The following is a 19,539-nucleotide window of genomic DNA, read 5'->3' on the forward strand; positions in this document are numbered from 1 at the left end:
CGTCGCTGGGGGCGGCGTCGAGGGTGTGGTGCCAGACCTTCACTGTCCCGCCTCCTTGTCCTTGGGCGGCCAGAGGAGGCTGGCGGCGATGCAGCCGGCGAGGATGGCGGCGATGACGAGGAGGGAGACGCCGATGCCCACGTGCACCCAGTGGGAGAGGCACATCTTGATGCCGACGAGGGCGAGGATCACGGCCAGGCCGGTGCCCAGGTGATGGAACTTGTCGATCATGCGCGCCAGCAGGAAGTAGAGGCTCCGCAGGCCGAGGATCGCGAACACGTTGGAGGTGTAGACGATGAAGGGATCCCGGGTGACGGCCAGGACCGCGGGGATCGAATCCACCGCGAAGACCAGGTCGGTGATCTCCACCACCACGAGCACCAGCAGCATCGGGGTGGCGTAGAACCTGTGGTTCCGGCGGTGGACCAGGTGGGAGAAGCCGCCCTCGGGATCGTAGGGGACCACCTTCCTGAAGACGCGGGCGGCGGCGCCGTTCCTGGGATCGGCGGGCTCGTCGTCCTGGGTCAGCAGCATCTTGATGCCCGTGTAGAGGAGGAAGCCGCCGAACACGAAGGTCATCCATTCGAAGCGCCTGAGCAGGGCGGTGCCGGCGAGGATCATCGCGGCACGCATGACGAGCGCCCCCAGCACGCCCCAGTAGAGGACGCGGTGCTGGTTCCGCCGGGGCACCTGGAAGGCGCCGAAGACCAGGACGAAGACGAAGAGGTTGTCCACGCTCAGGGACTTCTCGAGGAGGTAGCCCGCCAGGTACTCCCCGGCCTTCACGGGGCCCATGTATTTCCACACCGCCGCGTTGAAGGCGAGGGCGAGGAGGATCCACACGGCGGTCCAGGCCCCGGATTCCCGCATGCTCGGCTCATGTTCCTTGCGGTTGAAGATCCCCAGATCCAGCGCCAGCATGACGAAAACGATGAGGTGGAATCCCAGCCAGGCCCACCAGGGTGCGGAGTCGAGAAGCGCGTGGAACAAGTTGCCTCCAGAGCCTCAGTTTAGAGGAAGATTCAAGGATGAGCCTCCCCCGCTTTTTCCTCGCCACCCCCGAGCCGGCCGCGGAGGGCGGCCTCGTGCGCCTCGACGCGGGCCAGGCCCGGCACCTCCGCGCCCTCCGCCTGGGCCCCGGGGCCGCCGTGGAGGTGGTGCTCCCCTCCGGGGCGTGGCTCGGCGACGTGGCCGAGGCCGGCCGGGACGCCGCCTCCATCAGGCTCGCGCGGCCCCTGGATGAGCCGCGGGAGGCGGCGGACCCCATCACCGTCTGGCTCCCGCTCACGGCCCAGCTCTCCCTCGTGGACGACATGCTGCCGCCCGTCGTGGAACTGGGGGCCGCCGAGATCCGGCTCGTGGCGTGGAGCCGCAGCGAGGACGATCCCAGGCGGACCCTGGCGCGCATGGAGCGCTGGCAGCGCATCATCCAGGGGGCCTGCGAGCAGAGCCACCGCAACCGGATCCCCGTCCTGGCGCCCCCGGTCCCCTTCCGCGCCCTCCTGGACGCGTCGCCGGCCCAGCGCTGGGTCGCCTATGAGGTCCCGGCGGGAACGCCCAACCCCGGCCTGGGCCCCGGCCCCATCGAGATCGCAAGCGGGCCGGAGGGCGGCATCTCGGACGCGGAGATCGGCGCCCTGAAGTCGGCGGGGTGGATTCCCGTCTCCCTCGGGGGCAGCGTCCTCCGGGCCGTCACCTGCCCCACCGCGCTCCTGGGCGCCCTCCGGTTCCTGAGGCCCTAGCCTTTCACGATCACCCAGAGGCCCACGGCCACGAAGGCGGCCCCGGCGACGTACTTCACGACGGATTCCGGGATCACCTTGAAGAGGGCGCCCCCGACCAGGACCCCGATGGCGGTGGCGCACACCAGGGCGGCGCTGGCCGCCAGGAAGACCGTCACCAGCGCGCCGGAACGGGCCGTGGCCGTCATGGCGGCGAGCTGCGTCTTGTCCCCGAGCTCCGCGAGGAACACTGTGACGAAAGTCGCCCAGAAGAGGGATTTGTCCATGGCCTGCTCCCGTGACAGTCTAGAGTGCGACGGTTTTCAGGCACACTAGGAACCATGGCACTCGCCCAATTCGATCTACCCACGGATTACGTCGACTCCCCGTCGACCCTGGCGGAGGCCCTGCCCCACTGGTTCGCCGCCAACATCCTGGCGGTGGACATCGAGTGCAGCCTCACCGGCTTCCACCACTGCGTGCTCGCGCTCCTCCAGGTCGCGACCCACGACCGGGCCTGGCTCGTGGACCCCCTGGCGATCCCCGACCTGATGCGCCCCACCCTGCGGGCCATGGCCGAGGTGCCCTGGATCGTCCACGACTTCTCCGGGGACGGCATCGTCTTCAAGCGCATCTACGACGTGCTGCCGGCCTCCGTGATGGACACCATGCTCCTGGCCCGGACCCTGGGCTACCCCCAGCCCGGCCTCAAGACCATGGCCAAGCTCAAGCTGGGCGTGGAGATTCCCAAGGAGGAGCAGGACTCCAACTGGATGTACCGGCCCCTGCGGCCGGCCCAGGTCAGCTATGCGGCCCGGGACGCGGCGCTGCTGCTGCCCCTGCTCCGCGCGCTCGCGGCCGAGGCCGAGGCGCGCCGGGACGATCCCGAGATCGGGCCCCGCCTGGCCCAGCTGCCCGGCGAGATGCGCCGGACCCTCCAGCGGGTGCGCACGTACCGCCCCCCCACGGATCACCCCGTCGTGGACAAGATCCGGCAGATGGGCCTCGGCGAAGCGGCCGTGGAGCGGGCCCGGAAGCTCACCCACCTGCGCAACGTGTGGGGCAACCAGGGGGATGTGGCGGCCGTCATGGAGCTGGGCAACCGCTGGATCCTGGCGCGCCTGGAGCACCCCCCCCGCACCCGGGAGGCCCTCGAGCGGTGCATCCCCAATCCCCGGTTCCGGCGGAACCGCCTCGACGCCCTCTGGGAGATCTTCAGCGGGAACTGACCGTCCCCGTGAGACACTGCATCCAGCACGCAGCAGGAGCCTAGGATGAGCCAGGAAGGACTGATCGTTCATTTCCCCAGCGCGCTGCCGGGCTTCCCCGACCTCCGGGACTTCCGCCTCCTGGAGCCGGAGGGGGGCTATCCGCTCAAGTTCCTCCAGGCCGTCGAGCGTCCCGAGATTTCCTTCACCTGCATGGACGCCGCCACGGTCAAGCTGGACTACGATGTGCCCCTGGGCGACGACGAAAGCCGCCTCCTGGGCCTGACGTCCCCCAGCGAGGCCCTGGTCCTCGCCATGGTCGTGGTGCCGGCGCAGGACCCCCGGCGGATGACGGCCAACCTCGCCGGTCCGCTCGTCATCAACACCCGCACCCGGGTGGGGTGCCAGGTCCGGCTGGACACGCGCGCCTTCCCCCTGGAATATCCGGTCCTCCTCCCCCCGGAACAGGACGTGCTCACCTTCCAGGACGGCCTGGTGGGCTTCCCGGACCTGCACCGGTTCCAGCTGCTGGAACCCTCCGACGCCTATCCCTTGAAGTTCCTCCACCCCCTGGACCGGGAGGACATCCACTTCGTGTGCATCGATGTGGCGGCCATCAAGCCGGACTACCAGGTGCCCCTGAACGAGGAGGAGGCGGAGGCCCTGGCGATCGAGCAGCCCTCCGACGCCCTCGTCCTGGCCCTCGTGGTCGTGCCCGAGGATCCCCGGCTCATGACAGCCAACCTGGCCGGCCCCATCCTCGTGAACCTCCGGACCCGCCAGGGCCGGCAGATCGTGCTCAGCAGCGAGAAGTTCCCCTTGAAATATCCCGTGATCGGCGACAACTAGCCGGAAAGGGGACCATGCTGGTCATCACCCGAAAGCTCAATCAGTCGCTCATCATCAATGGGAACATCGAGGTGTTCGTCGTCGGCCTCACGAAGGAAGGGGTGCGCCTGGGCATCAAGGCCCCCAAGGACGTCCAGGTCCACCGGCGCGAGGTCTTCGACGACATCGCCGCCCAGAACCGCGCCGCGACCACCCAGGCCAAGGAAGGCGGCCTGAGCCTCCAGGACGCCGCGGCCCTGCTGCGGTCCCGCCTGGCTAAAGCCAGGCCGGACCAGGACCGATAAGCCAGGGGTAGGAGTCCGCCTTGGAGACCGCATCCCTTTCCACCGAATCCGTCCTCGCCGCCGCCATGGCCCCGGTGGCCGGCGCCTACAGCGTCGGCGTGGCCCGGAAGGCCCTGGACGTCACCCGCGCCGAGGGCGAGGCCCTGGTCCGCATGCTGGACGCCGCGGGCGGGATCGGCCAGAACGTGGACACCACCGCCTGAAACCCGGAGAGGAGAGCACCATGAAAGTCGAATCGGCAGCCGCGTCTCAAGCGAAGGTTCAGAAGACCGAGCAGACCTCCACCCCTCAGCGGGCGGAGGCCCAGCAGCGGGCCCAGGCCCAGCAGCGCCTCCAGACCCAGGCGGAAGCGCGCAAACAGCCTGCCAACCCGCCCCACCTGGGCTCGAAGGTGGACACCACGGCCTGAACGGCCCCGGTAACGAGGAAAGCCGCCGGACCGCCCCAGGGGCGGATTCCGGCGGCTTTCCTTGCGTCTACTTGAGGTAGGGCTTCAGGAAGCGGCCCGTGACGCTGCCCTTGTCCCGGGCCACCTCCTCGGGGGTGCCCGTGGCGATGATGCGCCCGCCCTCGCCGCCGCCCTCGGGCCCCATGTCCAGGATCCAGTCGGCGGTCTTGATGACGTCCAGGTTGTGCTCGATGACCACGACGGTGTTCCCGGCCTCCATGAGGCGGTGGATCACCTCCAGGAGCTTCTGGATGTCCTTGAGGTGGAGGCCCGTGGTCGGCTCGTCCAGGATGTAGAGGGTCTTGCCCGTCTGCCGCTTGGACAGCTCCCGGGCCAGCTTGACCCGCTGGGCCTCTCCGCCGGAGAGGGTGGTGGCGCTCTGGCCCAGGCGGATGTAGCCCAGGCCCACGTCCACCAGCGTCTGGAGCTTGTTGGCGAGGGTCGGGACGGGCTCGAAGATGCCCAGGGCCTCCTCCACGGTCATGGCCAGGATGTCGGAGATGCTCTTGCCCTTGTAGTGGATCTCCAGGGTCTCCCGGTTGTAGCGCTTGCCCTTGCACTGCTCGCAGGTGACGTAGACGTCGGGGAGGAAGTGCATCTCGATGCGGATCAGGCCGTCGCCCTCGCATTTCTCGCACCGGCCGCCCTTGACGTTGAAGCTGAAGCGCCCCGGCGTGTACCCCCGGGCCCGGCTTTCGGGGAGCTGGCTGAAGAGTTCCCGCAGGGGCGTGAAGAGCCCGGTGTACGTGGCCGGGTTCGAACGGGGCGTGCGCCCGATGGGGGCCTGGTCGATGTCGATGACCTTGTCGATGAGCTCCAGGCCCTTGATGGCCTTGTGCCGGCCCACGACGTGGACGCCCTGGTGGAGCTGGTTGGCCAGGGCCTTGTAGAGGATCTCGTTGACGAGGGTGCTCTTGCCGGAGCCGGAAACGCCGGTCACGCAAGTGAACAGGCCGATGGGGAAGGCCGCGTCCACCTTCTGGAGGTTGTTCTCCTGGGCGCCGAGCACCTGGATGACGCCCCGGGCGGCCTTGCGGCGCTTCCGCGGGACGGGGATGTGCTCCTTGCCGCAGAGGAAGGCCCCGGTGACCGAGGTGGCGCTGCGGGCGATCTCCTGGGGGGTGCCCTGGGCCACCACGCGGCCCCCGTGCTCGCCGGCCCCGGGCCCCAGGTCCACCACGTGGTCCGCGGCGAGGATGGTGTCCAGGTCGTGCTCGACCACGAACACGCTGTTGCCCAGGTCCCGCATCTCCTTGAGGGTGGCCAGGAGCTTCTGGTTGTCCCGCTGGTGGAGGCCGATGCTGGGCTCGTCGAGCACGTACATGACGCCCTGGAGCTTGGACCCGATCTGGGTGGCCAGGCGGATGCGCTGGCCCTCGCCGCCGCTGAGGGTGGCCGCGGAGCGGTCCAGGGTCAGGTAGCCCAGGCCGACGTCGTCCAGGAAGCCCAGGCGCTCCTTGATCTCCTTGAGCACCTTGCCGGCGATGACGGCCTCGGTGCCCTCCAGGGCGAGGGCGTCGAACCAGGCCCGGGCCTCGCGCACGCTCTGGGCGCAGACGCCGGCGATGTGCTTGCCCTGGACGAAGACGGACAGGATCTCGGGCTTGAGGCGGGTGCCCTCGCAGGTCTCGCAGGGGATGACCCGCATGGACTCCTCCATCTCGGCCCGGATCTCCTCGCTCGTGGTCTCCCGGTAGCGGCGCTCCAGGTTGCCGATCACCCCCTCGAACTCGTGCATGAACTCGTAGCGGTTCCCCTTGTTCTGGTAGACGAACTTCATCTTCCGGTCGAGGCCGTGGAGGAGCACCCGCCGCACGTCGGCGCTCAGCTTCTTCCAGGGGGTGTCGAGCTTGAACCCCATGGCCTTGGAGAGCTGGGCCAGGAACTGGCCGCGCCAACCGTCCTCGCCCGCCGTCTTCCAGCCGCTGGCCGTGAAGCAGCCCTGGGCGATGCTCAGGTCGGGGTTGGGGACGATGAGCTCCTCGGCGAACTGGCGCTTGAAGCCCAGGCCGTCGCAGGCGGGGCAGGCGCCGAAGGGGGAGTTGAAGGAGAAGGAGCGGGGCTCCAGGTCGGGCAGGCCCTGGCCGAACCGGGCGCACGTCACATGGTTGCAGGCCAGCTTGCTGGAGAAGAGGCGCTCCTCGCCGCCCAGGTCCACGAGGGCGGACCCTTCGGCGAGGCCGCAGGCGATCTCGAGGCTGTCCGCCAGGCGGGAGCTGATGCCCTCGGCGTTCTTGAGGCGGTCGATGACCACCTCGATGGTGTGCTTCTTCTGCTTGTCCAGGTCGGGCAGGCCGTCGGTGAGGTCCAGCATCTCGCCGTTGACCCGGGCCCGGATGTAGCCCCGCTTCATGAGGTCGGCCAGGAGCTTCTTGAACTCGCCCTTGCGGGCCCGGACGACCGGGGCCATGACCTGGATCCGGGTGCCCTCGGGACGGGCCAGGATCTGGTCGGCCATCTCCTGCACGGTCTGGCTGGAGATGGGCCGGCCGCAGGCCATGCACATGGGCTTGCCCACCCGCGCGAAGAGCAGGCGGAGGTAGTCGTAGATCTCCGTGACGGTGGCCACGGTGGACCGGGGGTTGCGGCTGGTGGTCTTCTGCTCGATGGAGATGGCCGGGGAGAGCCCCTCGATGCTGTCGACGTCGGGCTTTTCCATCTGGTCCAGGAACATGCGGGCGTACGAAGACAGGCTCTCGACGTAGCGGCGCTGCCCTTCGGCGTAGAGCGTGTCGAAGGCCAGGCTCGACTTGCCGCTGCCCGACAGGCCCGTGATGACGACGAGCCGGTTCCGGGGAAGGGTCAGGTCGACGTTCTTCAGGTTGTGGACCCGGGCGCCCTTGATCGTGATGCTGTCCATCCTCACCTCGAATTCCGATCTTACGCCAAATTTTCGCATGCGGCCAAGGGGACCTGCTTTTCCGCCCCGGGCGGACCCGGACATAGAATGGTCGGATGCACGGCCTGGACATGAGCGTCCTGCTCCACCGCGCCCTCGAGGCGCGGCTGGGGCGTCTCATGGAGATCCTGGGCGGCCCCGCCTGGGCCGGGGACCCGGGGGCCCTCCACGACGCCCGGGTCGCCTCGCGGCGGGTCCGGGCCGTCCTGGACCTGGTCCGGCCGGACTGCTACCCCGGCCTCCAGCGCCACCGGCGCGCCCTGCGCCGCCTGACCCGCGCCCTGGGGACGCTCCGGGAGCTGGATGTCCACACCGCCTTCCTGGAGGACTTGGCCTGGCGCCTGCCCGGGGTGACCCCCGGGGCGGCCCTGGAGCATGCCCTCGAAGGCCTGGACCGCCAACGGAGGAAGCGGAGAGCTCACCTGGCCGCCGACCTGCCCCTGCGGGGCCTCCGTCGCCTGCCCGAGCTCCTGGAGGTGCCGAGCCTGCCGGAGCCCTTCCGGCCGAGTCGCCTCGCCGACGACGTCTGGGCCGCCCTCGGCCCCCGCTTCGACGAGGCCTTCGCCCTCCTCCCCGGGCTCCTGGAGCTGGAGGACCCGGAGGCCCTCCACCGGGCCCGGATCCGCCTCAAGCGCCTCCGCTACGCCCTGGAGGCCCTCGCCGGCGCCTGGCCGGAGCCCCCCGCCCCGGCCCTGGCGGGCCTGAAGGACCTGCAGGCCGCCCTGGGGGAGCACCACGACCTGGCCACCCTCGAGTCCGGGCTCCAGCGCCTCCTGGCGGGCCTCGAGGGCCGCGGGCGCCGGATCCTCGCCCAGGGCCTCGTCGAGCTCCTGGCCTGCGCGGGTGACGCCCGCCTGGCCGCGTTCCACCGGTTCCGGACCGCGGCGGCCGCCGCCCCGTCCCGGCCGCTCCGGTCCGGCCTGCGCCTGGGCCTGGGCCTTCCCGAGGAGGAGACCCCTTGACCTTCGCCCCGATGGCCTGGTTCCGCAGCCTCCACGCCAAGCTCTTCACGGTCACGGCCCTCGTGACCAGCCTGCTCACCATCGCCGTGGCCTATTCCATCACCCGGAACAGCCGCCGGGAGCTGGAGAACTACACCCGCAACCTGGCCTTCGAGACGTCCTCCGTGGTCGAGACGGAGATCCTCCAGCGCTGGGACAAGGATTTCCACGACTTCAAGGACAAGCGCAAGATCGAGGAGCTCCTGGAGGGGCTGGCCGGGCCGGACCGGAGCATCTTCCGCATCGACGTCTTCAAGCGGGAGGAGGGGGACACCGTCTCCCTGGTGACGTCCTCGGGCGACGACGATGCGGTGGAGTGGGGCAAGGAGATCGGCAGCTACATGCGCGGCAAGCCCCAGGCGGAGATGGTCAACCTGAACACGGGGACCCGGGCCTGGAAGTTCTACCTGCCCATCCGCAACCCCGTGAAGGGACGCCCTCCCCTGGGCCTGATCCGGACCTACTGCGACCTGGAGCACTGGGAGACGGTCTGGGAGCACAACCTCAAGAACACCTACGTGCGCCTTCCCCTCGTCCTCCTCGGGGAGTTCATCCTCCTCTGGGTGATCCTGGCCACGGTGGTCACGGAGCCCATCCGGAGCATCACCGACGCCATGAGCCGCCTCCAGGCGGGGGATCCCAGCGCCCGCACCGACGTGCGATCCACGGACGAGCTGGGCATCATCGCCGATCGCTTCAACCAGATGGCCGCCCAGCTCGAGCGGGCGGGACAGGAGCGGGAGGCCCTCATCGAGGAGATCCGGGGCTTCAACGCCACCCTCCAGTTCCGCATCGAGGAGGCGCTGTCGGCGCTCCAGGCCAAGAACCGCGAACTGGAGCAGCTGATGGAGGGCAACGCGCTCCTCCGGGAGGAGCTGGGACAGCAGGAGCGCCTGGCCATCGCCGGCCAGCTCACCGCGGCCTTCGCCCACGAGGTGGGCACGCCCCTCAACCTCGTGAACAGCCACCTCCAGCTCCTGGAGGCCCAGCCCGGGCTCGACGAGAAGACCAATGAGCGCGTGGCCGTCATCCGGGCCCAGATCGAGCGGGTGGGGGACATCGTGCGGCGGATGATGAGCGTCACCCGCCGCCCCCGCCTCCACACGGAGGCCGTGCCCTTCGGGCCGCTCCTGGCCGACCTCCAGCGCCTGTGGAACCCCACGCTGGCGGCCCACAACGTGACCTTCGAGACCGAGGCGCCCGAGGGCTGCGTGCTCAGCGTGGACCGCAGGCAGATGGAGCAGCTCTTCCTCAACCTGGTGAACAACGCCGTCGACGCGATGCCCGAGGGCGGGCGCCTCGCCCTCGCGGTGAAGGCGGATCCGGAGGGGCCCCGGTGGCTCATCAGCCTCTCCGACACCGGCACGGGCATTCCGGAGGAGCTCCTGGCCAAGGTCTTCAAGCCCATGTTCACGACCAAGCCCGAGGGCAAGGGCACCGGCCTGGGCCTGGCCATCTGCCGGGAAATCGTGCGGGCGCACGGCGGCGAGATCACCCTGGAAAGCCGGGAGGGCGAAGGCACAACCATCCGGTTCCCCTTGCCCGCCATGGCATAATGCCTCATGAAAAAGATTCGGAAAGCTGTCATCCCCGTCGCGGGCCTCGGCACCCGCTTCCTCCCCGCCACCAAGGCCCAGCCCAAGGAGATGCTGCCCCTGGTGGACAAGCCCGTGATCCAGTACGTGGTCGAGGAGGCCATCCACCAGGGCATCGAGAACGTCGTCCTCATCACGGGCCGGGGCAAACAGGCCATCGAGAACCATTTCGATGTGGCCTACGAGCTCGAGGAGACCCTCTCCCGCCGGGGCAAGACGCAGGACCTGAAGCTGGTCCAGGGGATCACCCACATGGGCCAGTTCTCCTACGTGCGCCAGGGCGAGCCCCTGGGCCTGGGCCACGCGGTGCTCTGCGCGCGCCACGCCGTGGGCGACGAGCCCTTCGCGCTCCTGCTGGGGGACGACGTCTTCGACGAGAAGGACCCGGCCCTCGGCGCCCTCATCGCCGCCTACGAGGCCACGGGCAAGTCCGTGGTCGGCGTGCAGGAGGTGCCCGAGGCCCACGTGAGCCGCTACGGGATCGTGAACCCTAGGCCCGCCGGCGGCGGGACCTGGTGGGACGTGGACCGCATCGTGGAGAAGCCCTCGCCGGACAAGGCCCCCAGCCGCTGGGCCGTGGTCGGGCGCTACGTGGTGCTGCCCGAGGTCTTCGATCACCTGGCGAAGCTCGAGCCCGGCGTGGGCGGGGAGTACCAGCTCACCGACGCCCTGATGAAGATGGCCGCCGAGGGCCGCCTCGTGGCCGCCCCCATCCCGGCCCTGCGCTACGACACCGGGGACAAGCTGGACTACCTGCGGGCCAACGTGGAGTTCGCCCTCAAGCGCGAGGACCTGGGCGGGCCCTTCCTGGCCTACCTGAAGGCCCTGGCGGCGTCCCGGGACTGAGGCCCCTCAGGCCTCCGGAGCCCCGCGCTCGATCAGGAGGTGGAGGAGGGTCACCGCGGCCGGGGTGATGCCCGGGATGCGGGAGGCCTGCCCGAGGGTCTCGGGCCGGTGGCGCTGGAGCTTCTCCTTCACCTCGTTGCTCAGGCCGGGCAGGTGCTCCACCCGGAAGTCGACGGGGATGCGCACGTGGTCCCAGGCGCGCTGGCCGGCCAGGATACGGGCCTCCCGGGCGTGGAAGTCCTGGTAGCGCGCCTCGAAGAGGAGGAGGTCCCGCTCGGCGGCGGGTTCCCAGCCGGGCTGGGGCGCGTCCCAGCCCTCGAGGAGGGCCAGGGCCGCGTCGGCCAGGTCCGGCGTGATCTGCTGGCGCTTGAGGAGGTCGAAGAGGCTCAGGCCCGCGGCCAGGCTCAGGCCGGCGGCCGCGGCCACCGGCCCGAAGGGGGAGGTCGGCGTCACCCAGGCCTCCCGGCACTGGTCGTGGAGCCGCGCGCGGCGCCCGGCCTTGGCCTCCGCCCGGGCCAGCTCCGCCGGGGCCAGGGCCCCCACCTCCCGGGCCACCGGCAGGAGGCGGGTGTCGGCGACGTCGCAGGCCAGGCCCAGGCGGTGCTCGGCCCGGGCCGTGAGCATGCGGTAGGGCTCATCCGTGCCCTTGGTGACGAGGTCGTCGATCATCACCCCGATGTAGGCCTGGTCCCGGCCCAGGATCACCGGCGCCTGGCCCCGGAGCCAGCGGGCGGCATTGATGCCCGCCATCAGGCCCTGGCCGGCGGCCTCCTCGTACCCGGTGGTGCCGTTGATCTGGCCGGCGAACCAAAGGCCTGGCAGGCCGTCCACGGCCAGGCCCCGGGTGAGCTGGAGGGGATCGAAGCTGTCGTACTCGATGGCGTAGCCGGGGCGGAGGATCTCCGCGGCCTCGAACCCGGGGAGGCTCCGGACCATGCGCTCCTGCACGTCCACGGGCATGGAGGTGGAGAGGCCGGCCAGGTAGATCTCCTGGGTCTCCAGGGAATCCGGCTCCACGAAGATCTGGTGGGAGGTCTTGTCGGGGAACTTGACGAACTTGTCCTCGATGGACGGGCAGTACCGGGGCCCCACGCCCTCCACGTGGCCCCCGTACATGGAGGACCGGTCCAGGTTCTCCCGCACGGCCCGCTCCGTCTCGGGGGTGGTGTGCACGATGTGGCAGGGCACCTGGGGCAGGTGGATGCCCTCCCCGTAGAAGCTGAAGGGCCGCGGATCCGGGTCCCCGGCCTGGGCCTCGAGCCGGCTGAAGTCGATGGTGGCGCGGTTGATGCGGGGGCTGGTCCCGGTCTTGAGGCGCCGGCAGCGGAGACCCAGGGCCCGCAGCTGGTCCGCCAGCTGGGTCGAGGGGGGCTCCCCGGCCCGGCCCGCGTCCACCTTGCGGGCGCCGATGAGGATGCGGCCGTTGAGGAAGGTGCCCGACGTCAGCACGGCGGCGTCGCAGGGGAGGAAGGAGCCGTCCTGGAGCTCCACCCCCTCCAGGCGCCCGCCCTCCCAGCGGAAACAAGCGGCCATCCCCTGGACCAGGCGAAGGCCGGGCGTGGCCTCCAGGGCGTTGCGGGCCGCGATGCGGTACTTGACCCGATCCGCCTGGGCGCGCGGTCCTCGGACCGCCATGCCCCGGCTGCCATTGAGGATGCGGAAGTGGATGCCGGATCGATCGGCCAAACGACCCATCAGGCCGCCGAGGGCATCCAGCTCCCGCACCATGTGGCCCTTGCCCACGCCTCCGATGCTGGGGTTGCAGCTCATCTGGCCGATCTGGTCCAGATTCATGGTGAGCAGGGTGGTGGGAACGCCCATGCGCGCGGCGATGTGCGCCGCCTCAATGCCCGCATGTCCGCCACCGATGACCACCAGCCGCATGAAAACCCCTCGGAGGCAGTCTAAAGGAAATCAGCCCCGGGTCACCCCGTCCGCCATCTCATCGGCGGTGGCGCACAGGTCCTGGCCCAGCCGCCGGGCCCGGTCCCGCACCCGGATGCCCAGGTCCTTGAGGTCCGAGCGGAGCTCGGGCCCCGACTTGGGGGTGGTCAGGGCGACCACGGCCGCGCCGAGGATGAAGAGCATCAGGCCTGAACCGGGGAAGTCGCGTGAGTCACTCATCGTTTTTCTCCTTGCGATGGGCAGCGCGCCGGCGCCGCCTGATGAAATCTAGGCCAATCCGGAGCGCTGTCACGAGGCCTTCGACCAGGGATCCGGCCCCGCGCCCGAACAGGCCCATGACGCCGCGAAGAGCCGAGCTGGCCATCAAGCCGGCGGTAGCCGGCCCCTCGAGGGTGCGTTCCACCAGGGCCGCGGTCCGGTCCACCTGCAACCGGACCTGATGGACGTCCTCGGTGATCTGGCGGGCATCCACCCGGAGACTCTCCGCCAGCGCCTGGACCGCCTGGGCGGTCTTTTGGAGCTGGAGGATCAGTGACACCAGGAAGGCGGCCACCACCGTGATCACGACGGTCAGCACGATCTGCAGGGCATGGTCCATGTCTGCCTCCGGAAAAGCCACCCCAATGTAGGTAGCCGCCCACCCGGGAGCCAGTTTTATGGGACAATCGCCCCATGAGACAGCGGATGAACCCCGAGGAGCGCCGGGAACGCCGACGGCGGGTCGTGGCCCGTTCCAAGTTCGCCCTGCCTTCAGCCGTCACCCTCCTGTCAGTCCTGTGCGGCTTCTCCAGCGTCGTGATGTCCATCAACGCCGCCGGGGGCCATCCGGGCGTCTACTTCCTGTGGAGCGCCGGCCTCCTCCTGGCGGCGGGCGTCTTCGACGGCCTCGACGGCCGCATCGCCCGGGCCACGAACACGGCCACCGAGTTCGGGGTCCAGCTGGACTCCCTGGCGGACGTCCTCAGCTTCGGCATGGCGCCGGCCATCCTGGCCTACCGCTACGGCTTCTTCCAGCTGGGCCTGACGGACCCGACCCTCCGGGCCGTGGGCTGGGGGGCGAGCTTCTTTTTCGTGGCCTGCGGGGCCCTGCGCCTGGCCCGGTTCAATGTCCAGGTGGGCAGCGTGGACTCCCGGTTCTTCGTGGGCATGCCCATTCCCGCCGGCGCCGCCTGCGTGGCCGCGGTCATCCTCTGCTGGCCCCACAGCCCCGCCGAGGCCTGGGTGGCCTACGCCTTCGCGGCGGAACTCTTCCTGGTGGGCCTGCTGATGGTGTCCACCGTGCGGTTCCCCAGCTTCAAGAAGCGGAGCCAGACCCGCAACGGGGCCCGCCTCGCCACCCTCACGGTGCTGCTGGTGCTGGCCTCCATCCCCCTGCTCCGGGAGCGGTTCTTCGTCGTCTTCTTCGCGGCCTTCATCACCGGGTCCCTGCTCATGAACCTCGCCTGGCGCTTCGGCTGGCGAGGCGTCGAGCCCCCCCTCCGGGAGCACCGGCGGGCCGAGGACGGCCCCGAAGCCAGCTAGGCTGTGTTCGGAATCTATAGATTGGATAAATAGTTAACTTGTACTCATACGTAAAGGCTCGTACACCACGAATTTTCCTGGGGTAACGATGCCGAGACGTTTCCTGACCGATGCCATGTGGGCAAAGCTTGAACCGCTCCTTCCGCCAGAGCGTGGAGGGATGGGGCGATCCCGTCACCCCAACCGTCCCATGGTGGAGGCGATCCTGTGGAGGCACAGGACTGGGGCGCCGTGGAGGGACCTGCCGGAGGAATTTGGACCTTGGACAAGCGTGTACGCGCGATTTGAGGCCTGGACCAAGCGCGGCGTGTGGCAAAGGATCCTGGAGTTCCTGCGCAAGGAAGCCGACCTGGAGTGGGTCATGCCGGATGGCACCATCCTTCGCGCTCATCAACATTCAGCAGGCAAAAGGGGGGCTCTGGAACCAGGCGCTCGGACGATCTCGGGGTGGATGCTCGACCAAGATCCATTTGATCTGCGATGCCCACGGTAATCCTTTGGATTTCCTGGTCACTCCGGGGCAAGCCCATGAAAGCCGGTCTGCTGAAGGATTGCTGTGCGGTTGGCAGGCAGAGTACGTGTTCGGAGATCGGGCCTACGATGGGAACCCGGTAAGGAAGGCGATCGAGGCCATGGGTGCGACAGCCGTCATCCCACCTCATCCCCGGCGCAAGAATCCGGCGGCCTGGGACTCACACCTATACAAGGCCCGCCATGCCATCGAGCATGGGTTCGCCAAGCTCAAACAGTTCAGGGCGCTGGCCACCAGGTTCGACAAAACGGCGCGAAGTTTCTCAGCCCAGGTGGCTTTGGCCTGCATCGTGATCTGGCTGAGGCTATGAGCGGAGGGTGACAAGCGTTCCGGATCCTCATTGATCCTATGAAACGCGGAGGCGCGGAGGATCTCGCAGAGGGTCGCGGAGGAAAGCGCTCCTGGAACCTGCCACCTCCCAATGACACGTCCCAACGGGAGGCGTGATGGGAAGGCATTGGGGAGAGGTCGACGGGGAGGATCATCCGCACAAGGAGATCACCCAGGCCATCATCGGGGAGGCCATCGAGATCCAGAAGGCTCTGGGGCACGGACTCCTGGAAGATCCCTACAAGGTCTGTCTGGCGCACTCCCTGAGACTGGCCGGCCATAAGGTGAAGCGGGAGGTTTTCCTGGATATCGAGTGGAGGGGGCTTGTGGGCTTGATCCTTTCTCCGCGAGCCTCAGCGAGATCCTCCGCGCCTCCGCGTTCCAATAGGATGCTGCGAATGCGCGGCGCCATCAGGCACTGCAGCACAGACTCACTATTCCAGCTCCTCCATGCTCCGGCACGGATGGGTATTAGCCATTACTATCCTAGATGACGAACACACCCTAGGTTCGGGCTACTTCCGGGTGCGCTTCTTCGCGGGCCTGGCCTTGGCGCCCTCGGCGGGGACCTTGGCGCCGCCTTCGACGGCCGTACCATCGGCCAGACGGAGGTTCCACCCGATGCGGTCGCCCTTCTTCAGGCCCAGGCGCTTCAAGGTGCCGGCGGGGAACTCCACGAAGTGGCGGGCGGGAACGGTGCCGCCGTAGCTGGGGCAGTCATCGCCCTTCATGGGGGAGCAGGGGGGCACGTTGTCGGCGGTCTCCACCACGGTCCCGTCGGCGGTGATCCAGACCACGTCGAGGGAGATGCGGCAGTTCTTCATCCAGATGCTGTGGTACCCGTCCTCGGGGTAGATGAAGATCATGCAGCGGTCCGGGGCGAGCCGGTCCCGGAACATGAGGCCCCTTGCCTGCTCCCTCGGATTGCTGGCCACCTCGGCGAGGAAGGCCTTGCCTTTGGCGACGACGGTCCCCCCATCCGGGGTCCCGGTCGCGGCGAGGAGGAGGCTGAGGAGGAGAGGGGTCATGGGCGCTCCAGACGTCGACTTTCATCCTAAAGGAACCGGCCCTTCATCCCAGCCGGAATTGTGGCGGGCCCGGGGCCCGCCCCCCTTGGACCCCGCCGGCCCGCCCCGCGTTGAACGGGCCCGGGCGGTCGGGTTCAGCCCGCCAGCCAGTCCACGATCCGGGCCAGGTCGGCGACCTCGTGCCAGCCGTGGAAGGCGAGGCGCAGGTAGCCCTCCCGCACCGAAACGTAGATGCCCCGGCGCATGCCCAGGGCCAGGACCTCGCCCAGGCCTTCGGGGCCCCGGTCCCCGTGGTGCAGGGAGAGGAAGGAGCCGACGCGCCCCGCCTCCAGCAGGTCCCGAAGGCGCAGCGACTCGGCCCGCCAGGCGGGAACGTCCCCGAGGGCGTCCAGGAGGCGGACCTGGAGGCGCCGCACATGGGCCTGGATCTCGGGCACGCCGGCCCCGTTCACGGTGCGGAAGGATTCCAGGGCCCCCGCGCAGCTGATGAGGCTGAGGGTCCCGGGCTCCATGCGGCGCCCGTCCTGGAGCCAGGCCCGGCGGTGGTCGGTGGAGGGGCGGTCGAACTCGGTGCCCCCTTCCACGGAGAGCCAGGAGCCCGTGGGCACCAGCTGCTCCCGGAAGGCGGGGTCGGTCCAGAGGAAGCCCATGCCCTGGGGGCCCAGCAGGCCCTTGTGGCCGCCCGCGGCGAAGGCGGCGACCCCCGTCAGGTCCGGCACGGCGGTGCCGGCGCCCTGGATGCCGTCCACCACCAGGTGGACGCCTCGGCCACGACAGGCGGCGGCCAGGGTGGGCAGGTCCAGGACGAGGCCGTCCTGGAAGCGGACCCAGGACACAGCCAGGACACGGGTGGAGGGGCCCAGGGCCGCGATCAGCCGGTCCTCGGGCCGATCCCCGGCGGTGGGGGGACGGGTGGCCCAGGCCTCCTCCCCGGCCCGGTGCCCCTCCCACAGCGGCACCTCCCGGAAGCGCACGCCCCGGGCCTCGAGGGCCTTCCAGGGCCAGATGTTGCTGGGGAACTCGCCCAGGGGGGCGACGACCTCGTCCCCCCGGCTCCAGCGCAGGGCCTGGGCGACGGTGACCAGGCCGGAGGAGGTGGAGGGGGTGAGGGTGATGTCGGAGGCTTCCCCGCCCACGAGCCGCGCGGCTTCCGCCCGCAGGGCGTCGGGGATCCCCAGGAAGTCCTCCCGCCACTGGCATTCCCAGGGCCAGAGCTCCTTGTGGAGGTGGGCGCGCACGGCCCGGACCACGGACCGCGGGACGGGCCCCTCCGAGCAGTGCATGAGCCAGAGGTGGTCGGGGTCCAGGTGGAGGAGGGCGGGGTTGAGGGGCGGCAGAGTCACGGCCGGACCCGGAGCAGGGCCTGGAGGGACCGGGGATAGACGCCTTCGACGATCCCGCGCACGGCGTGGGCGTACTGCTGGATCTCCCACTGGGCGTGGCTGTCGGTGCGGAGGCGGATGAAGTGGGCGGCGGCCTGGAGGCTCACGGTCCAGTAGACCTCGGAGTAGAGGCCCAGGGGCAGGACGCAGCGGGCCTGCTCCCGGCAGACCCCCAGGGCGATCAGCTGCTTGTACTGGGCGACGGCGTTGCGGCAGGTGGCCAGGAAGACCTCGTGGGCTTGGTCCCCGTCGGGACCATCCACCCGCCCCTCCGACCCCTGTTTGTTGACCTTGGCCTGGCGGCGGAAGGTTTCGGGGACGAAGAATTCGTCCTCGGGGAACTCTACGTACCGGCCGCTGATCTCGTTGAATTCGCTGTTATGGACGACGATCCCGTTGGCCACGAAATTATGCCAGGGGCCTTCGACGCACAGGTCATAGGTGGGCTGGACCCCCAGGAAGGCCACCGTCGAAACAGCTACCGGGTGGGCCAGAAGACGATGATCTCCCGTTCTCCTGGGCTTCTGTTCCAGTTCGGGGGGCAGGGTCCCCACGCATGTGCGGGCAAAGGCCACCTCCGCGTCCCGGTTCCGATGGATCGTCCGATGGCAGGTCGAACAGACCGATGCCAGGTTCCCAGCATCAAAAGCCCGCGATGGATCCATCCAGACGGGGATGATGTGATGGGCATGGAGGGCCTCGGACCTTTCCCCGCAGGCCTGGCAAATTCCGCCGTTGTTCGCGTGGAGGACCTTGGCCTGGCGCGCCGTCCAGGCTCCGATCTTCTCCCGTTCGCTTGAAAGTCCCCCGCGCCACCAGTTGGAGGCCTTTCCCGAGCGGTGGAGTCTTCTCTTGGCCCGCTGGGCCTCGGTAAGGTCCATTGGACCAGAGGAATAGCTCCGACCCCGGTTCCAGGATTCATGGCCGCGACCGAACCGCGTCTCCTCGGGCGAGAAGGAAAGGTCATGGACCTTCAGCCATTTCCGGATGGTGTGGGGGGAACAGCCCGCCAATTCCGCCATCTCGGCGAGGCCCCGGCCCAGGCTCCGCTGCTCCCGCAGCCAATGCGCGTCGCGGTGCGCTTCGACCCCGTTGACCATCAGCGAGCATGGCCTCGTCATCCGGGGTTCCTCCCCTTCCGGGTGCTCCAGTCCCGTGGCCTCTCCCATCCGCATCCACCCTTGGGAGGTCAGGACGCGATGATTGGTCGTCATGGTGAGCTGTTTGCCGTCCGCGAGGGTCAGCCGGTAAACGGGCTGGGGCCCCCGTTCGACGATCCCGGCGATGTGTCCGGTCTCGAAGGTGTTATCGCGCTCGTTGAGAACCCTGAGGTTCATGTTCCGGATCCGGCTTCTCGCTGAACCCTTCGTGCTGAAGGTGCCCTGGCGGATCTTCCTGACGGTGGCGCGGTCGACACCCGTCTGGCGCTGGATTTCCCGGTCCGAAATCCCTTGCCTGGCCATGTCCCGGACCAGGGCCACCCGTGCCTCGTCCGGCGCCGTTCCATTACCCTGCCCCGCGGACCAGGCCGTCCACAGTTCATCCATGGTCTTCCGCAACCTCGGGTTGGCGACCCCATTCGTGTTCACGAAGGTCACGACGGCATCGCCGGTCAAGCAGGCGATGCGGTGTTTCATCCATTGCCGGAAGACGAAGATGGGGGCCTTCACGTGGAAGGTCATGGAGGTGTGGCGGAAGGGGGAGGTGTGGTCGTGGGCGGCCAGGTAGTCGATGAGCTTTTCGTCCGCCTCATCGAACGTCTCCTTTCGCTTGCCGAAGCTGACCCGGGCGGCGTTGACCACGCTCAGGTCGGACCCCATGTGGTCCACCAGCTTCACGAATCCTCGGTCCAGGACGGTCTGTTCCAGCAGGGGCATGGGATCTCCGGTCGGGCCATTGTAACCCGGGTCATCGTCCGCTTCCGGCCCCGGCGCCGACCTGCGATGATGGAAGGGCTTGGCAGGCAGCCCCGCGCGGACGACGGGCCCCC

General features: G+C 69.2%; 22 protein-coding genes (1 of these 22 running past the window's edge). 12 read left to right on the forward strand and 10 right to left on the reverse strand.

What is annotated here, in order from left to right; translation table 11 throughout:
• Together R2J75_RS18990 and R2J75_RS18995 are read right to left on the reverse strand one after the other, a co-directional pair.
• On the reverse strand, positions 1 to 43 hold the 5' end (the start) of the coding sequence (locus tag R2J75_RS18990; RefSeq protein WP_243335788.1) for a bifunctional riboflavin kinase/FAD synthetase. The gene continues 914 nt to the left of window position 1, outside the view; only the first 43 of its 957 coding nucleotides appear in the window; its start codon is at positions 41 to 43; its stop codon lies off the left edge, out of view.
• Entirely contained in the window at positions 40 to 990 is a 951-nt protein-coding gene (locus R2J75_RS18995) for a TerC family protein (RefSeq protein WP_243335786.1), read from the reverse strand. Before R2J75_RS18995 ends, R2J75_RS18990 begins: the two co-directional genes overlap by 4 nt.
• Before the next feature lie 38 nt (positions 991 to 1,028).
• Here R2J75_RS18995 and R2J75_RS19000 point away from each other — a divergent pair, with 38 nt between their 5' ends.
• Positions 1,029 to 1,742 (forward strand): RsmE family RNA methyltransferase, encoded by a 714-nt coding sequence (locus R2J75_RS19000; protein ID WP_243335785.1) that lies wholly within the window; start codon positions 1,029 to 1,031, stop codon positions 1,740 to 1,742.
• Here the strand turns inward: R2J75_RS19000 and R2J75_RS19005 are convergent.
• On the reverse strand, positions 1,739 to 2,008 hold the full coding sequence (locus R2J75_RS19005; protein WP_243335782.1) for a TMEM165/GDT1 family protein: 270 nt from the start codon (positions 2,006 to 2,008) through the stop codon (positions 1,739 to 1,741). The two genes, R2J75_RS19000 and R2J75_RS19005, sit on opposite strands and share 4 nt — an antisense overlap.
• 54 nt (positions 2,009 to 2,062) lie before the next feature.
• On the opposite strand from R2J75_RS19005, the gene R2J75_RS19010 reads away from it, so the two are divergent.
• Genes R2J75_RS19010 through R2J75_RS19030 form a run of 5 tightly spaced genes read left to right on the forward strand, consistent with a single transcriptional unit; the run spans position 2,063 to position 4,471 of the window.
• Positions 2,063 to 2,950 carry a ribonuclease D gene (locus R2J75_RS19010; RefSeq protein ID WP_243335780.1) on the forward strand — a complete coding sequence of 296 codons (888 nt, stop codon included), beginning with the start codon at positions 2,063 to 2,065 and terminating at the stop codon, positions 2,948 to 2,950.
• Positions 2,951 to 2,995: 45 nt separating this feature from the next.
• The gene (gene fliW, locus R2J75_RS19015; protein WP_243335777.1) at positions 2,996 to 3,778 is read left to right on the forward strand and encodes a flagellar assembly protein FliW; all 783 of its coding nucleotides are present in this window, start codon (positions 2,996 to 2,998) and stop codon (positions 3,776 to 3,778) included.
• Between the two features lie 14 nt (positions 3,779 to 3,792).
• Positions 3,793 to 4,062: a carbon storage regulator CsrA gene (csrA, locus tag R2J75_RS19020; RefSeq protein WP_243335775.1), complete on the forward strand. Its 270-nt coding sequence runs from the start codon at positions 3,793 to 3,795 to the stop codon at positions 4,060 to 4,062.
• Positions 4,063 to 4,082: 20 nt separating this feature from the next.
• Positions 4,083 to 4,265 carry a putative motility protein gene (locus R2J75_RS19025; RefSeq protein WP_243335773.1) on the forward strand — a complete coding sequence of 61 codons (183 nt, stop codon included), beginning with the start codon at positions 4,083 to 4,085 and terminating at the stop codon, positions 4,263 to 4,265.
• A gap of 20 nt (positions 4,266 to 4,285) precedes the next feature.
• Positions 4,286 to 4,471: a hypothetical protein gene (locus R2J75_RS19030; protein WP_243335771.1), complete on the forward strand. Its 186-nt coding sequence runs from the start codon at positions 4,286 to 4,288 to the stop codon at positions 4,469 to 4,471.
• A 67-nt stretch (positions 4,472 to 4,538) separates the two neighbouring features.
• Here the strand turns inward: R2J75_RS19030 and uvrA are convergent, their stop codons facing one another.
• Positions 4,539 to 7,370 carry an excinuclease ABC subunit UvrA gene (gene uvrA / locus R2J75_RS19035; RefSeq protein ID WP_243335769.1) on the reverse strand — a complete coding sequence of 944 codons (2,832 nt, stop codon included), beginning with the start codon at positions 7,368 to 7,370 and terminating at the stop codon, positions 4,539 to 4,541.
• 95 nt (positions 7,371 to 7,465) lie between these two features.
• On the opposite strand from uvrA, the gene R2J75_RS19040 reads away from it, so the two are divergent.
• Genes R2J75_RS19040 through galU form a run of 3 tightly spaced genes read left to right on the forward strand, consistent with a single transcriptional unit; the run spans position 7,466 to position 10,851 of the window.
• Positions 7,466 to 8,371 carry a CHAD domain-containing protein gene (locus R2J75_RS19040; protein ID WP_316410806.1) on the forward strand — a complete coding sequence of 302 codons (906 nt, stop codon included), beginning with the start codon at positions 7,466 to 7,468 and terminating at the stop codon, positions 8,369 to 8,371.
• A complete protein-coding gene (locus tag R2J75_RS19045; protein ID WP_243335766.1) occupies positions 8,368 to 9,966 on the forward strand; it encodes a sensor histidine kinase in 1,599 nt (532 codons plus the stop codon). Before R2J75_RS19040 ends, R2J75_RS19045 begins: the two co-directional genes overlap by 4 nt.
• 6 nt (positions 9,967 to 9,972) lie before the next feature.
• Positions 9,973 to 10,851, forward strand: coding sequence for a UTP--glucose-1-phosphate uridylyltransferase GalU (gene galU / locus R2J75_RS19050; protein WP_243347522.1), 879 nt, complete (start codon positions 9,973 to 9,975; stop codon positions 10,849 to 10,851).
• A 6-nt stretch (positions 10,852 to 10,857) separates the two neighbouring features.
• Here galU and mnmG read toward each other — a convergent pair whose 3' ends face one another.
• The 3 genes from mnmG to R2J75_RS19065 are packed head-to-tail and all read right to left on the reverse strand — an operon-like array spanning position 10,858 to position 13,354.
• Positions 10,858 to 12,735 carry a tRNA uridine-5-carboxymethylaminomethyl(34) synthesis enzyme MnmG gene (gene mnmG, locus R2J75_RS19055; protein WP_243335762.1) on the reverse strand — a complete coding sequence of 626 codons (1,878 nt, stop codon included), beginning with the start codon at positions 12,733 to 12,735 and terminating at the stop codon, positions 10,858 to 10,860.
• Positions 12,736 to 12,765: 30 nt separating this feature from the next.
• Positions 12,766 to 12,975: a YtxH domain-containing protein gene (locus R2J75_RS19060; RefSeq protein WP_316410807.1), complete on the reverse strand. Its 210-nt coding sequence runs from the start codon at positions 12,973 to 12,975 to the stop codon at positions 12,766 to 12,768.
• Positions 12,968 to 13,354: a hypothetical protein gene (locus R2J75_RS19065; RefSeq protein WP_243335757.1), complete on the reverse strand. Its 387-nt coding sequence runs from the start codon at positions 13,352 to 13,354 to the stop codon at positions 12,968 to 12,970. The genes R2J75_RS19060 and R2J75_RS19065 overlap by 8 nt, the downstream gene beginning before the upstream one ends.
• A gap of 74 nt (positions 13,355 to 13,428) precedes the next feature.
• On the opposite strand from R2J75_RS19065, the gene pssA reads away from it, so the two are divergent.
• The 3 genes from pssA (at position 13,429) to R2J75_RS19080 (ending at position 15,633) form a co-directional block, all read left to right on the forward strand.
• On the forward strand, positions 13,429 to 14,277 hold the full coding sequence (pssA, locus tag R2J75_RS19070) for a CDP-diacylglycerol--serine O-phosphatidyltransferase (protein WP_243335755.1): 849 nt from the start codon (positions 13,429 to 13,431) through the stop codon (positions 14,275 to 14,277).
• Between the two features lie 88 nt (positions 14,278 to 14,365).
• A protein-coding gene (locus tag R2J75_RS19075; protein ID WP_394365864.1) for an IS5 family transposase occupies positions 14,366 to 15,119 on the forward strand; the annotation gives its coding sequence in 2 pieces (ribosomal slippage) (positions 14,366 to 14,703 and positions 14,702 to 15,119; 756 coding nt in all).
• A gap of 136 nt (positions 15,120 to 15,255) precedes the next feature.
• Positions 15,256 to 15,633, forward strand: coding sequence for a GxxExxY protein (locus tag R2J75_RS19080; protein WP_316410808.1), 378 nt, complete (start codon positions 15,256 to 15,258; stop codon positions 15,631 to 15,633).
• Positions 15,634 to 15,654: 21 nt separating this feature from the next.
• Here the strand turns inward: R2J75_RS19080 and R2J75_RS19085 are convergent, their stop codons facing one another.
• The 3 genes from R2J75_RS19085 to thyX all read right to left on the reverse strand — a co-directional run bounded on the left by R2J75_RS19085 (position 15,655) and on the right by thyX (position 19,426).
• A complete protein-coding gene (locus R2J75_RS19085; protein ID WP_243333444.1) occupies positions 15,655 to 16,167 on the reverse strand; it encodes a DUF192 domain-containing protein in 513 nt (170 codons plus the stop codon).
• A gap of 134 nt (positions 16,168 to 16,301) precedes the next feature.
• Positions 16,302 to 17,510 (reverse strand): aminotransferase class V-fold PLP-dependent enzyme, encoded by a 1,209-nt coding sequence (locus R2J75_RS19090; protein ID WP_316410809.1) that lies wholly within the window; start codon positions 17,508 to 17,510, stop codon positions 16,302 to 16,304.
• Positions 17,507 to 19,426: an FAD-dependent thymidylate synthase gene (gene thyX, locus R2J75_RS19095; protein WP_316410810.1), complete on the reverse strand. Its 1,920-nt coding sequence runs from the start codon at positions 19,424 to 19,426 to the stop codon at positions 17,507 to 17,509. Before thyX ends, R2J75_RS19090 begins: the two co-directional genes overlap by 4 nt.
• Positions 19,427 to 19,539 lie beyond the last annotated feature (113 nt).

This window comes from Mesoterricola sediminis (assembly GCF_030295425.1).
Lineage (GTDB): Bacteria > Acidobacteriota > Holophagae > Holophagales > Holophagaceae > Mesoterricola > Mesoterricola sediminis.